Source organism: Mesorhizobium sp. M0207, from assembly GCF_040321995.1.
Taxonomy (GTDB): Bacteria; Pseudomonadota; Alphaproteobacteria; order Rhizobiales; family Rhizobiaceae; genus Mesorhizobium.
Genome location: NZ_JAMYSQ010000011.1, coordinates 62501 through 74805, shown reverse-complemented (window position 1 = coordinate 74805; position 12305 = coordinate 62501). Strand labels below are relative to the sequence as shown.

The 12305-nt window shown below is 59.6% G+C and carries 14 protein-coding genes and 4 pseudogenes; 7 read left to right on the top strand and 11 right to left on the bottom strand.

What is annotated here, in order from left to right; all coding sequences use genetic code 11:
- Nucleotides 1-191 precede the first annotated feature (191 nt).
- The 3 genes and pseudogenes from NKJ15_RS16625 to NKJ15_RS16615 all read left to right on the top strand — a co-directional run bounded on the left by NKJ15_RS16625 (nt 192) and on the right by NKJ15_RS16615 (nt 2807).
- A complete protein-coding gene (locus tag NKJ15_RS16625) occupies nt 192-1262 on the top strand; it encodes a sensor histidine kinase (RefSeq protein WP_352542273.1) in 1071 nt (356 codons plus the stop codon).
- Nucleotides 1263-1797: 535 nt separating this feature from the next.
- A pseudogene (locus tag NKJ15_RS16620) lies at nt 1798-1973 on the top strand (integrase core domain-containing protein); the annotation flags it as partial.
- 633 nt (nt 1974-2606) lie between these two features.
- On the top strand, nt 2607-2807 hold the full coding sequence (locus NKJ15_RS16615; RefSeq protein WP_023719429.1) for a CsbD family protein: 201 nt from the start codon (nt 2607-2609) through the stop codon (nt 2805-2807).
- Between the two features lie 1293 nt (nt 2808-4100).
- Here NKJ15_RS16615 and istB read toward each other — a convergent pair.
- Nucleotides 4101-4829 (bottom strand): annotated as a pseudogene (gene istB / locus NKJ15_RS16610) (IS21-like element helper ATPase IstB); the annotation flags it as partial.
- Nucleotides 4830-4845: 16 nt separating this feature from the next.
- Nucleotides 4846-5580: pseudogene (locus NKJ15_RS16605) on the bottom strand (Mu transposase domain-containing protein); the annotation flags it as partial.
- A 472-nt stretch (nt 5581-6052) separates the two neighbouring features.
- On the opposite strand from NKJ15_RS16605, the gene NKJ15_RS16600 reads away from it, so the two are divergent.
- Nucleotides 6053-6427, top strand: a complete 375-nt coding sequence (locus NKJ15_RS16600) for a hypothetical protein (protein WP_352816276.1) — start codon at nt 6053-6055, stop codon at nt 6425-6427.
- A gap of 277 nt (nt 6428-6704) precedes the next feature.
- Here the strand turns inward: NKJ15_RS16600 and NKJ15_RS16595 are convergent, their stop codons facing one another.
- Nucleotides 6705-6881 carry a DUF982 domain-containing protein gene (locus NKJ15_RS16595; RefSeq protein ID WP_352542277.1) on the bottom strand — a complete coding sequence of 59 codons (177 nt, stop codon included), beginning with the start codon at nt 6879-6881 and terminating at the stop codon, nt 6705-6707.
- Nucleotides 6882-7364: 483 nt separating this feature from the next.
- On the opposite strand from NKJ15_RS16595, the gene NKJ15_RS16590 reads away from it, so the two are divergent.
- Entirely contained in the window at nt 7365-7511 is a 147-nt protein-coding gene (locus NKJ15_RS16590; RefSeq protein ID WP_352542278.1) for an FAD-dependent monooxygenase, read from the top strand.
- A 497-nt stretch (nt 7512-8008) separates the two neighbouring features.
- Complete coding sequence (locus NKJ15_RS16585; RefSeq protein ID WP_352542334.1) at nt 8009-8263, top strand: DUF982 domain-containing protein; 255 nt, start codon at nt 8009-8011, stop codon at nt 8261-8263.
- A 351-nt stretch (nt 8264-8614) separates the two neighbouring features.
- Here NKJ15_RS16585 and NKJ15_RS16580 read toward each other — a convergent pair whose 3' ends face one another.
- Nucleotides 8615-9070, bottom strand: a complete 456-nt coding sequence (locus tag NKJ15_RS16580; protein ID WP_352816273.1) for a Ros/MucR family transcriptional regulator — start codon at nt 9068-9070, stop codon at nt 8615-8617.
- 379 nt (nt 9071-9449) lie between these two features.
- Here NKJ15_RS16580 and NKJ15_RS33000 point away from each other — a divergent pair.
- Nucleotides 9450-9676: pseudogene (locus NKJ15_RS33000) on the top strand (hypothetical protein).
- A 77-nt stretch (nt 9677-9753) separates the two neighbouring features.
- Here NKJ15_RS33000 and NKJ15_RS16575 read toward each other — a convergent pair.
- The 7 genes from NKJ15_RS16575 to NKJ15_RS16545 form a co-directional block, all read right to left on the bottom strand.
- On the bottom strand, nt 9754-9996 hold the full coding sequence (locus NKJ15_RS16575) for a DUF982 domain-containing protein (RefSeq protein ID WP_352542280.1): 243 nt from the start codon (nt 9994-9996) through the stop codon (nt 9754-9756).
- A 76-nt stretch (nt 9997-10072) separates the two neighbouring features.
- On the bottom strand, nt 10073-10318 hold the full coding sequence (locus tag NKJ15_RS16570) for a DUF982 domain-containing protein (RefSeq protein WP_352542281.1): 246 nt from the start codon (nt 10316-10318) through the stop codon (nt 10073-10075).
- A 186-nt stretch (nt 10319-10504) separates the two neighbouring features.
- Entirely contained in the window at nt 10505-10723 is a 219-nt protein-coding gene (locus tag NKJ15_RS16565; protein WP_352542282.1) for a hypothetical protein, read from the bottom strand.
- A gap of 277 nt (nt 10724-11000) precedes the next feature.
- Nucleotides 11001-11195: a hypothetical protein gene (locus NKJ15_RS16560; RefSeq protein ID WP_352542283.1), complete on the bottom strand. Its 195-nt coding sequence runs from the start codon at nt 11193-11195 to the stop codon at nt 11001-11003.
- Nucleotides 11196-11349: 154 nt separating this feature from the next.
- Nucleotides 11350-11592, bottom strand: a complete 243-nt coding sequence (locus NKJ15_RS16555) for a DUF982 domain-containing protein (RefSeq protein WP_352816365.1) — start codon at nt 11590-11592, stop codon at nt 11350-11352.
- Nucleotides 11593-11642: 50 nt separating this feature from the next.
- On the bottom strand, nt 11643-11876 hold the full coding sequence (locus NKJ15_RS16550) for a hypothetical protein (RefSeq protein ID WP_352542285.1): 234 nt from the start codon (nt 11874-11876) through the stop codon (nt 11643-11645).
- Between the two features lie 71 nt (nt 11877-11947).
- Entirely contained in the window at nt 11948-12208 is a 261-nt protein-coding gene (locus NKJ15_RS16545) for a hypothetical protein (RefSeq protein ID WP_352542286.1), read from the bottom strand.
- Nucleotides 12209-12305: the final 97 nt, after the last annotated feature.

Genomic DNA, 12305 nt, shown 5'->3' with positions numbered 1-12305 from the left:
CGCCATGATATCGGGCATATTTAGCTGGCGTGCAACATCAGTGGGTCTACGCGCGCTTGCCGGATTCAGCGAACAGTCCGGCTCGCACGTTGTCGTGCTGCGCCGGTTAGATTCAATCCGCGACACGAGCCGTCAAGTGTGTAACAAGGGCCGAAGAGGAGGCGAAGGCGCCTCCAGATCGGCCTTGAGCCTTGTTCCACCCAATTGCGAATATCGAGGACGCGCAGACGCTGTCGCAGGCCATCGTCAACACGATCGCCGAACCGTTCCTCGTCCTCGACGAAAAGTTTCATGTGCTGGCGGCCAGCCGCTCTTTCTATCAGACCTTCAAGGTCGACCCCGAGGAGACACACGGCGCCCTTCTCTATGCGCTAGGCGACGGCCAGTGGGACATTCCGGCACTGCGCCTGCTCCTAGAGACGATCATCCCTGAGAAGACCGCCATGGACGGCTTCGAGGTCGAGTATGATTTCCCCAACATCGGCAAACGCACGATGCTGCTCAACGCGCGAAAGGTACTTTACGACCACAATTCGGCCGTCACCATCCTTCTCGCCTTCAACGACATAACGGCGCGGCGTGTCATCGAGCGGGAGAAGGAAGAGCTTCTCGGCCGCACCGAAGACCTGTTGCGGCAAAAGGATGTGCTACTACGTGAGATGGAGCATCGGGTTGCCAACAGCCTGCAGATTATCGCCAGCATCCTGTTGCTGAAGGCCCGTTCGGTCACCTCCGAGGAAACCCGCCAGCATCTGAAAGATGCCCACCAGCGGGTCATGTCGGTGGCTGAAGTGCAGCGCCATCTCCACACCTCAGCAGGCATCGACGAAATCGACGTCGGCTCCTATCTGCCGAAGCTGTGCAGCAGTCTGGCCTCGTCGATGATCGGGGATGCACAGCCGATCGCCGTCAAAGTCACCGCGGAAGCCGGCAGGATCGACTCGCAGAAGGCGGTCAGCTTCGGGCTGATCGTCACCGAACTTATCCTCAACGCGATCAAATATGCGTTCCCCCGGGAGAAGACCGCAGCCCTGATCCAGGTGTCTTACGAGACCAATGGCAGCGACTGGAAACTGACGGTCTCCGACAATGGCACCGGCAAGCCAGCCGGCCGCGCACCAAATAGCGGCTTGGGAACAGCCATCGTGGAGGCACTGGTGAAGCAGCTCGAGGCCCGGGTGGATGTTATCAGCGACGCCAACGGCACGAGCGTATCGGTGTCCAGGGCAACGTTCACGTCGCGCATACCGCGGGCGGCGTAGCCCTTCCCACAACTCTCAGACCCAAAAAACAGCAAACCCGAACATCGTATTCTGCGTCAACGGCGTGGGCGACGTGCCTCTGGGGCTGGGACCAGGCCGATTGCGAAGTCTGGTTCGGCGAGCCACGCGGAGGTACGGCGAGCAAATACTATTCTCGAGACTACCTGCTTTGCTTGCTCGCCCCCGCCAATGGCAGCGAGTTCACCTCGAACGCCATCCTCTCCTGGGCGGATCAGAACCGCGTCGAATGCCATTACAACGCGGTGTATGTCCATGCCGATAATACGCACGGCTCCCTCCATCGTTGGTCACGAACAGGGAGCGAGCGGGCAACACGACAAATACGGATCCGCGCTCGCAGCGCATCCGGGCGAGTCGTAGGGGCGGCCAGATAATGTGCTCGAACTCGCAGTTCATCTGCATACGACGGCCTGCCCGCACTAGCGTGCTCCCGGTGCCCCGTGGCCCGGATGCGCCAAGCTTACCGAACCTGACGTACCGAACAAACGATGGCACCAAGAACATCATGCCGGATAATGGCTTCATCGAGAGCTTCAACGGCCGACTGCGCGATGAACTGCTCAACGAGACGCTGTTTACTTCGCTGGCTCAGGCACGCGTCGCCATCGCCCTGTGGCGCGCCGACTACACAACACCGCGCGGCCGCATTCCCAAATCGCCTGGCAGACACCGGCCGAGTTCGCCACTACCTTCAATCTGCGACGGTCGCTCGCGCGTGCGCGAACTCGATCCCTTGCCGCCGGGGGCGCGCGAGCCGCTGTCCGAATGGATCGACGATTGTGCCAATGCGCTGGTCGAGGCGATCATCGCCATCACCTCCGTCATCGACATCGAGGCGATCGTCCTCGACAGCATCCTGCCGCGGCCGATTCATCTCGAGCTGCTGGCAAAGGTGCAGACCCAGTTCAACAGGATCAGCGCCATCGGCATCGTGGCGCCGGAAATCGTCTCGGGACAATTCGGCCCCGAGGCTTCGCCGATCGGCGCGGCGATGCTGCCGTTCTCGGCACTGTTGGCGCCCGACAGCGGCGTGCTGATGATCGGCAAGGACAGAACAATGCTGCTGGGCAGCCTGTCGAGGCTTGCCAGCCAAGGCCAACCAGCAAGAAGCTCAGCGCCTTCAACGCATAAGATAGTGCCGCGAAAGAGCATCAAGCTCCGGGCATCATCAACATCAGCTCACAGTCAGGCACGGGCACGGCGGGCTTTTTGCGCCGGCACCGGAACTTTTAGCGGCTGCTAATCTTCATTCGTCACCGACGTTGCAATGCCGATCGGTCCGCGCTCCGCTTCAGTGCGGGCCCAGGAAGCAAGGAGGAACATATGAACTGGGATCAAATCAAGGGAAAATGGACGCAGTTCAAAGGCAAGGCGAAAGAGCAGTGGGGTGACCTCACCGACGATGATCTTGATCGGATCGAGGGCAACCGGGACCAGCTCTTGGGGCGTATCCAGGAGCGATATGGCATCGCCAAGGAAGAGGCAGAGCGCCAGGTTGATAACTGGTCCAGAAGCATCAGCTGAGCCTTGGGCGCAACGCCGTCTTCTGCCCCCACCGGGGTGAAACGCTGCGTCGCCCGCCGTGCCGACTGGTGCGGTGGGCTCTTTCGACAGTGAGGCCCCGCGAGGAACCTTTAGCCGTATCTAATATTCTACTTGCGTGGCGGGCTTCGCCCCGGCGTGCGCCCCGCCCGGAGGCGAAGGAGTGCAATGATGAACAACATTATCTGGCTGGTCGGCGCCATCGTGATCGTAATCGCCATTTTGAGCTTTTTGGGTCTGCGATAGCATCAGAGCCCTCTCTTCAAGCCGGCGACCGTCCCCGCTCGGCATGGCCTCAGCACGCCCAAGCTGGTCAGACTTAGGTCCCAAGCGAGACGCTCTGGGATTGGACCGAAGCCCCGGCTGAGGAACGTAGCCGGCTGGCTCACGTTGTGGTGAGCTTTTGGCGCGACGAAGATGCGTCCGGGCGGAAGAGTTCAAGCCAGGGAGGAGAGGCCCGACGCTCCTAACAGGCGTCGGGGCTGGGCGTAAATGCAAAAATCAGCAGACTGTTCAATTCCCATGCCCAGGCAGCACGTGCTGTGGCCAGGCTTCAGGCTGCCGGGATTCGTCGCCGGCAAATCAGCGTGGTCGGATCTTACAACGACAATGATGAACCGATCAGCGTTGCTGGATATTACGACGATGAGATGAGCGCTCTCTGGCGGGGTGCGATTGCTGGTGCCGCACTTGGCGCCACGGCTGGTCTGTTGGCCGGCTTCAGCGCTTTTGGAGCTCAAGACGTTGATCCCGCGGGGATGACCGGCATGGCTCTGGTCGGTGCGGCGTGGGGCGGCTTTGCCGGCGTGCTTCTCGGAACTTTCGCCAATTTCGCCCAGAAGCCGCGCAAGCCGAAGATCGCAGAAGGTGTCGTACTGGTGATGGCCCGCGTCGATGAAAGGCAGGCCGGCGCCGCGCATACGGTGCTCCGGAGTTTCGCGGAGATGCCTTCCGGGCTGATGAAGAGGAGCGCTTTGCCAGGTTCAAGCCGGCTCCGCGTCCGATCCGGTGCCCGATGAAGTTTGTTTCGCGAAACGGCAATTCAAACCGGAGGCGCCGGACGAAAGCTTGGCAAACCAACACTTTGGAAGCATGCGGGCTACTTGCCGTCGTGTTGTCCTTTATTATTACCGTTCTGTTGGTTGGTCTCATCCTTGGCTGAACCCATGCCCCTGCCACCGGCGACACTATGCCCGGCAATTGGCGAAGGTTGTGGCCAGTTCGAAGGATTAAACCATTCGTGCTAAGCGTTTTGGCGCCGGTCAAGAGCGGCGGTGGTTTTTGCTTTCTCATGCTGTCGCCTTCGAGGGTGACGCGATGGGCGTTGTGGACGATCCGGTCGAGAATGGCGTCGGCGATTGTCGGCTCGCCGATCATGGCATGCCACTGGGCGATTGGCAGTTGCGCGGTGATCAGCGTCGATTTCCGGCGATAGCGCTCCTCGAAGATTTCCAGCAGATCGAGACGCTGCTGGTCGGTCAGGCTGTGGGTGCCCCAGTCGTCGAGGATGAGCAGTTGCACCCGAGCCAGTTTGTCGATGAGACGGGGAAAGCGGCCGTCCAGACGCGCCAGGGCGAGATCCTCAAACAGACGTGGCATGCGCAGGTAGAGCACGGAATGATCGAGCCGGGCGGCCTGACGTGCGAAGGCGCAGGCCAGCCAGGTCTTTCCGGTGCCGGTCTGCCCGGTGATGATGAGGTTCTCATGCGCCTTCAGCCAGGCGCCATGGGCGAGCGATAGCGTATTGCGCCGGTCGAGCCCGCGATGTGCGGCGAAGTCGATGTTCTCGATGCAGGCGTCGACAAAGCGCAGCCTGGCAACGGCGAGATGGTTGGTCACACGCTTGTCGGCACGCCTGGCGGCTTCACGATCGAGCATCAGGCCAAGCCACTCGTCGCGACTGAGATCGTCGGCGTTGCTCTGGTCGGCCAGGTCCCGATAGGCGGCGGCCATTCCGCCAAGGCCGAGAGCCTGCATCTGGTCGAGGGTTGGATGTGTCAGCATGGTTGGTTTCCTTCCTTCACTGATAATAGGAGCCGCCGCGGATGTTGGTGTGCGATAGCGTGGGCTTGACCGGCTCGGCCGCGGGCGGCACGCGGTCGAGGCCGGATTTGAGGATGGCGTTGACGGAGGAGTAGGTGATCGCATTGATGGCCAGCGCCCGCTCGCAGGCCGCCTCGAGCCGATCCCGCTCGTAGCGACGGGCCAGCGAGAGGATGCCAAACGCGGAACGGTATCCCTGCTCGGGATGGGGACGGTCGCGCATCATCCGCTCGACCAGGATGGCGGTGTTGGCGCCGATCCCGGCTGCCTGCCGGATCAGGTTCGCCGGCGTCGTGTTGGCATAGCGCTGATGCGCCTTGGGCATGTGCTCGTTGACGGTGACATGGCCGCAGCGCTGCGAGCGGCGGACATGGCTGGCGACGCGCTTGTGATCATGGAAGAGCTCGACCACCCGGTGGGTGAGCCGCACATCCACGCGCCGCCCGATCAGCGCGTGCGGCACCGAGTAGAAGGTCCTGTCGATCTCGACATGGTAGTCGGGATGCACCTTGGCCGATTTCCACTCCGCATATTCGAACGGCGCCGGCGGCAGCGGCGCCAGAGCCGACCGCTCGATCTCCTCGAACAGTTCGCGGCGGCTTTTGCCGACATGGCGCATGGGGCGGTTGTTGAGATCCTCCAGCAACACCGCGATCGCGGCGTTGAGATCGCCGAGACTGAAGAAGCGCCGGTTGCGCAGCCGGGCCAGGACCCTGCTCATGCGTCAGGCGCAGGATTGATTGTAGGTCTTTCACTGTCGTTCGTCTCGCTTGCTTCCGTCTTGGCATGGCCCCTCTCAACCCGATGATGAGAGGGCAAAATGCCAGAACGGCGCTCCCGAGAACCGACCGTTATCCGCCCTGAAAACTGTCCGGGAATTAGCGGAATCACGGTCCCGTAATTACTGAAATCGCTGTCCGCGAATTAGCGGAATGGGTGTCCGCGAATTTCTGAAACACGCAATCCGCCAGCAATCGGCGCCCACCGACGCGTGGACTACCGAGATCAAAGGGACGGATGCGGAGGGCAAGCGTGTCGAGGACAACGCGTGAACAGTCGCTCCCGATTTATTCCTGGCCTTTTCTGTACTCAATCTCTGAAACCACCCACCCTGCCGGTTGCCGCCACCGATGCACATGCCAGCGTGCCAATGCGCACGACCGAGTGCGCCGGTGCGGCGAAGCTTGCGCAGCTACCGCGTGCTCATGCACCACAGCCTAAGCCTCATGCTAATCACCCAGCCGGTTGAGTGGAGCAGGTACAAACGTCCGCCTGTAGAATGTCCTTCTTGCCTATTATTGCAGACGCTCTACCTCGTCCCGATGATTTGGGCTGCCGCTGGAAGGTTCTGCGATGCCGGCGAAGTCGCCAATCCACCGCCGATGCACGACCTGGTCATTCTGCGGCTGGTCAAAGAAACGGGGATCACCGTCGAACAGGCGCGCGATCTCATCAACCTATTGGGCAACCTCAACTGGGACTCGCTCTTGCGAGAAGCCCGATTCCTTACCAGCGCCGCTGAGGCGATAGGCACTCAGTCACGGATATTGAAATATTGAAAGCGCCACAAAATCCGCTAATCTCAACTGCGGTCGCCTTTGCTTGCCACGGGGTGACCACCTAGCCTAACCCCGCTCCGGCCAAAGGGTCCCCCGCCCTCGCCCCAACGCCGGAGCGGGGCTTTGGTTACCCTGGGCCTTGTCATGCGCATCGTGGTCCTTGCCACGATGGCCAGTAGCCACGGAGTCGGTGCGGTACTTCATTGTCGCTCAACGTCGGCATTACGATTTCGATTGTCGCGCTAAGGTGGGGATCGTGCCTCAAGCGTCCGTCCCGTCAAGGATCACCCGCGACCAGCATCTTCTTCTCGATGGCGGCAGCCTTGAAACCGATGCGGGCGTCGTCGGGTGATAGCTCGCCGGCTAGTGCCGCCATGCACACCCTTTCCGCTTTATTCCATTTAGGACCGCGCTTGGTCCATCTGACCACCGCCAAGCTTACCACCTCGACCATCTGACTATCTTGTCGTTGGCAAGTTGGGGACGTCTATGACTGCACTGATGTTTTGCGTTCTTATTCGTGGTGATGGTCACCTGCCTGGGTGCGGCTTGACGCTTGACGTTGCCCAGTTTCTATCCATTTTTGAGTTCGTTTCCGGCGTGGGTTGTGCCCTGCTGGGCGGGTGAAGCGATTCGAACGCCCAGCTTGCGCGTGCTGTCTTTGTCAACCGCAGAGTATGCTTCCGGTGTTCCAGTCACTGGAGCACAACGGCTGGATCGTGAGGCGCGCTTCCGCGAAACGTGGTTCACGACATTTCCTATTGGGCCGACATGCAAGCGACGACCGCCTCACCAGGGGGGAGCCGACCAAGGTCCACCATCTCGACCGCGACCCCGAATAACGGATCGAGATCCACCGTGTCATGTCGATGAGCAGGGTCTGCGTGTATTTTGGCCAAACAAAATATCGGATTGATCCAGTCAACGGAATATCCCCGTGGAAAGCACAACCCCAATTGTTATCGTTGGTGGGCGCTTAAACAGCCTGACCGCCGCATCGCTTCTGAGCCATCAGGGCGTCTCCTGCATGGTTGTGGAGCGCCATTCGCCAACATCAGGATGCCGATCCTTGTCTTGGGCATGAAAGCCACGTAGGCGCCGAACCCGTTTGTGGAGCCGGTTTTGTTGAAAGGTTTCGGCTCCGAAGGAATCTCCACCGGCGTAGTTGCGTCGCGGCATTGCCCTCCGTGATCATCGTGCCAGAGTGACCGAGCTCAGACAGATATGAGATTCTTGCAGTTGAGGAGGGGTTCTCCGCAACTCGGGTTGCGAAGCTCAAATCATAGGAGAACCACATGCAGGTTTTTCGCCTGCCCGGTCATCTTATACGCAACGCCGGGCGGGCGTCGCGGCTTCTCGGCGCGAAGACCCCAACTATCGAAGCTGAGAGAAGACGCAACGCGGTGGCGCGCGATGCTCAGGTGGCTGAAGGGTCTTTGTCGCTCTTGATCGCTCTGCTTCAACTCCGGCCCAAGCCGGTCGCCGCTAGAGCGCGGATTGTTCACGGTCGACTACTTGCCGAAGTTTGATGTGGCGCAAAGGATCACCGGAAGCTAACATATCTTGTTCTTGGAGGCTGTCGTGCGTACGAGACGTTTCAGAAAGCCCGTCGTCGTTCAACCCGGCCGGATCGATCGCGACAGAGTTGTTGCATCAGTATCCGACGCGGCCGAAGTTCTATTGAGGGATTGGCCGAGGCCGGCGGGCAAGTCGCGGCTCGCCGCAATCGAAGCATGCCTTGCCGTAATCCGTGGAGAAAAACCACCAAGGATAGCGCGCCAGGCGTTCATCGCTGCGGCCAAGGAGGCCAGGATACTGCTCGGGGAAGAAATTTAGGCTTGCCCAGCACCCGTATGGGCATGCCCTTGAAGCACGGAGCGCTGCTGGATTCAGCGGCTTTGTTGCTTAGTGGCATCGAGCAGAGTGTGACGTATCGATGTAGTGCGATTTTGTCGATATGATTTGATTGTCTGTCGAGGGCGACGATGTATCGGCTCGACTTGTCGATCGCACATTGATCGACCTCCCCTGCCCCGTCAGGATACGAGGACGTGAAGACGCAAGCCGTGCAGAAGCTTGTGTTGTGGCGTGAGCGGCGCTTACTGAACCGCGAAGCCAGGCAGCTCATTCTCAGCCAGGCCACCTAGACCATCTAGACCTAATGGCATGGCCCGAATTCGTGCACTGTCAGGCTTTGGCCTTGCGCTTTGCTGGTGCTTTCTTTGGCGGCGTTTTGTCAACCGCCTTGCGGCCGAGACCGGCAGCTTTGGCAAGCGCAGACCGCTGAGCCGCATAGCTGGGCGCTACCATAGGATAGTCCCACGCCAAACCCCACTTGGCTCTGTACTCATCAGGTGTCATGCCAAGCAAGCCCAGGTGGCGCTTCATCGACTTGAACTTGCGCCCGTTCTCAAGGCTTATAATGTGATCGGGAAAGATCGACTTCTTAGGATTTACCGCGGGCGTCAGTATTGGCGATGCTGCAGCGACCGGCTCAGCCAGGCCAGACAACGCAGAATTAACACTGGCGATCAAATTCGGCAGATCCGCCACGGGCGTTGCGTTGCTCTGGACATAGGCTGCGACGATATCTGCTGTCATCCCTAGCAGATCAGCCCTTCGCTGCCCAATTGCTTCATCCATCAAAATCGTTCCCTTGTTGATCTCCGGCGTTCCTATTTGGAAAATTCGGCCTGCGCAATTGCAAACAATGATTATTTGACGCTAGATTACTCCAAGGCCGACTGTGCTGGTCATCGCCTGCGACACGCGTGTGTGCGGCCGATTCCCTTCAGGTGTAGCACCCTCATTCACCCGAATGCGATCAGCAGATCGTTGGCTGAGGCAGCAACGCTTTTTTCTCCCCACCTAGTTGGTGCGTGAGGACGATGATCCCGCATTTACTCTATGTCGAGTCGGCGCTTGTTTCGCCTGTCACTTTCATGCCCTCTGCCTAGGCTTCACCAATCCGAAAGGCACCAACATGTCAGACAGCTTCCTTCTTCAGCAGAAGGCCCCCTAGCTGATTGTCGTCACCGCCTTCGACCCGCGATGAGAGCGGCGACTTCCAGGCAGCCTATGGGCCAGCCGAGCAGCAGACCGAAGACCGAGCGATAAGGACCGCCAAAGCTCTGGCGACGAAACATGCCGATGTCATTGCGTGGTCGCGTGATGCTAATCCGGCGCTGGACGAATACGGCGAGCCGACGACGCTCTTTGGTTCGGAACGACGTGCCCGAGATGGAGTGACGATTAGGCCGGTATCCCCAAGGCTCCCCTGAACTTCTCCTCAGGGTGTAGCCGAGGGGCACAGGGACACAGGAGACCTAACCAGAGGAGCGTAACACCCCCTCCTCCTTGGCAGCAGCCTCGAAAGCCTGACGGACCTCTTCCGGAATCACACGGTCCTGGAGGGCTTCTATGCATAGTTGCACAGCCTTCCTCCACTTAGGTCCCATCCTGGTCCACTTCATAAGTTCCTCGGCGGCATCCTCGACATTGTTGCACGCGTAGGTGGCCCCACGTCGGTCGGTGACGTACACCGGAGGGGAGAACCAATGGGTTGCCATTGGGTGGAAATTGGAGGGGACTCCCTCAGTAACCAGCTTCCGATCGCGAGTTTTGATAAACTTTCAATCACCAGCTCTAATCTGAGGACCGTAACGTCCCCTCCTCTTTTGCAGCAGCCAGGAATGCCTTACGAGCCTCCTCAGGTTCCATCTCGTCGAATATCACGGCCATACAAACGCGCACCGCGAGGTGCCACCAAGGGCCACGCTTGGTCCACTTCATCAGCTCCTCGCCGGCCGTCTCGGCGTTGTTGACGTTGCGGATGATCCCGGGACGCTCGGTCTTGACCGGGACCGGAGGGTTGAACCAGTGGCGAGCCATGCGGTCACTCTTTGTCGACCTTATCAAGTTCCTCCAGCAAATACCTTTGCTCAGCCGGCAGTTCCCGTTGTACAGGCAGATTCAGCAGGTTGCGAAGGTAATTGCGGATTACCTCTGACCGTTGGAATTGGCGCAGGGCGGCGCGCCTCCGTCGCCATGCCACAGTGACTGAAGTTTGGCTGACAGCTACTCGCGACCGTCGAAAGCCACGTAGAGGCCCATGGCCGTTGCTGCCTCGACTATCGCCTCGGTTAATTCTTCGTCGGAGGCCACCAAATAAGGCGCAGCCTCCCGCGCTTCGCGTAGCGCCACTTTGATCGAGACCGTGTCGCCACGGTCCGCCCTGTTGAGGAGTACGTTGATTGCTTGCCCTAAAAGCGGACCTACCCTTTGCGCGACGCTCATCCAGCCCTCCCCAGGCACACGCCGAAGTGGACTTTACTCCCTGCCTGAGCGACATCAAGGCCATGTACGAGTCGTACAAATTGGCACGGTGCTAGGCCGCAACAGTCAGCATTTTTTAGCTGGAGTTTCTGATCGGATGATCGGGTAATTGGCTCGCGCGAAAACCCCCGTACCCCTCTCGACCTATAGAGCGCGCCCCGATTCGCCTTTCGTCCCAACCTGGGTGCTGTCGGTCCTGCCGTAGACTGGAGGGGACAACCAATGGCTTGCCATGCGGCTATTCACGAAGATCGAACCCGACAAACAGGCCAAAGGCTGGGGCAACATTGACAATAAGCTCCACCAACTCGCAGTCAGTTTCCGCCAGATGTGGCCCGTCTCGGCGCACCGCTGCAATAGTGTCTTTTATGGAGATGATTTGGCCGCGACGGGCCTGTAGGATCAGCTGTTCAACAAGCTCATGTGCAGTCATTATGTCGGGTCGGCGGTTTCGTCAAAAACTTCATACGAGGCCTCCCACCTCGGCGAGAACCCAAGCGGCCATCTTATGGGTCACTCCACGGAAAAATCAATCTTCGAATCATACGAAATAAAGGACTGAATATTGGGAGAAATTTCAGCCCCTCCTACGGGGAAAGACACATCTTGGCTTCCTTAGCGGCAGCCTCGAAGGCCTTTCGTACCACCTGAGGGTCAATCGGATCGCCCTCCAGATCTGACAGGCAGAGGGTCACCGCCTTTTGCCAGCGAGGTCCTCTCCGGGTCCACCTCTTGAGCTGCTCAAGGGCTGCCTTGGCATTGTTGCAGCCACGCCTGTCGCCGGTTTCAGTCTTCACGAACACCGGAGGGACGAACCAATGGGTTGCCATGGGGGTAAGTAGGGCGGCACGAAGCCGCCGACCATCCGAATCATGGTGGGTCATGCTCGGTCCCTTCTCGGCAGGGAGCGGGCAACAAACCGAAGGTGTTCGTAGAGAACGGCCTCGTCGAACTCGCCGTCCGAGAAAAGTGCCATTGCGCTCACGCTCAGGCGCTCCGCCTGCTCGCTTCCTACTGGAATGTCTTGCTCGGCGCATACACGATCAAAGACCTGCTTCAACAGAATCAGGTCGCCAGGATAGGCCGTACCACTAGTTGAGCTGCTGCTGGTCATAGGCTGTCACCATTGGGGCGGACGCGCGGTGGGCTCTCCTGCCAGAGCCGAATGCCCGAGCCCCTAAACCTTCAAGTCGCGCGACTCAGAGCAGATGAAACTACAGCCGCTTCCGTTCCCGGCAGTTCGAACAGCATGGGCAGGTGGCGACACTCGGCTTCGTCCACGATCAGCTCCTCGATAGTCGCGATGGAAAGATGGCTTTTGAGGCGCAGCCGGACAACCGCCGCCAGTTTGTGAACGGGCACTGGCACCGCCCCCGCGTGATCGTCTAGCAGACTATTGACCTCAGCAACTACCTTCGGATCGACGGCGTGGGGCAATGGCAGCATAAGAGCGCTCCTTTCGGAAGTAATTCTAAGCCGATCGCGGCGATGAGTCTTGGCGCGTACGTTTTTAACCAAATGTCGCGGACATTGGAGGTCAGTC

Coding starts and splice junctions, on each gene's coding strand:
- NKJ15_RS16615 (WP_023719429.1), top strand. CDS start 2,607: ATGAACTGGGATCAAATCAAGGGAAAATGGACGCAGTTCAAAGGCAAG.
- NKJ15_RS16595 (WP_352542277.1), bottom strand. CDS start 6,881: ATGGTCGAGGTGGTAAGCTTGGCGGTGGTCAGATGGACCAAGCGCGGT.
- NKJ15_RS16580 (WP_352816273.1), bottom strand. CDS start 9,070: ATGGATGAAGCAATTGGGCAGCGAAGGGCTGATCTGCTAGGGATGACA.
- NKJ15_RS16575 (WP_352542280.1), bottom strand. CDS start 9,996: ATGGCAACCCATTGGTTCTCCCCTCCGGTGTACGTCACCGACCGACGT.
- NKJ15_RS16570 (WP_352542281.1), bottom strand. CDS start 10,318: ATGGCTCGCCACTGGTTCAACCCTCCGGTCCCGGTCAAGACCGAGCGT.
- NKJ15_RS16565 (WP_352542282.1), bottom strand. CDS start 10,723: ATGAGCGTCGCGCAAAGGGTAGGTCCGCTTTTAGGGCAAGCAATCAAC.
- NKJ15_RS16560 (WP_352542283.1), bottom strand. CDS start 11,195: ATGACTGCACATGAGCTTGTTGAACAGCTGATCCTACAGGCCCGTCGC.
- NKJ15_RS16555 (WP_352816365.1), bottom strand. CDS start 11,592: ATGGCAACCCATTGGTTCGTCCCTCCGGTGTTCGTGAAGACTGAAACC.
- NKJ15_RS16550 (WP_352542285.1), bottom strand. CDS start 11,876: ATGACCAGCAGCAGCTCAACTAGTGGTACGGCCTATCCTGGCGACCTG.
- NKJ15_RS16545 (WP_352542286.1), bottom strand. CDS start 12,208: ATGCTGCCATTGCCCCACGCCGTCGATCCGAAGGTAGTTGCTGAGGTC.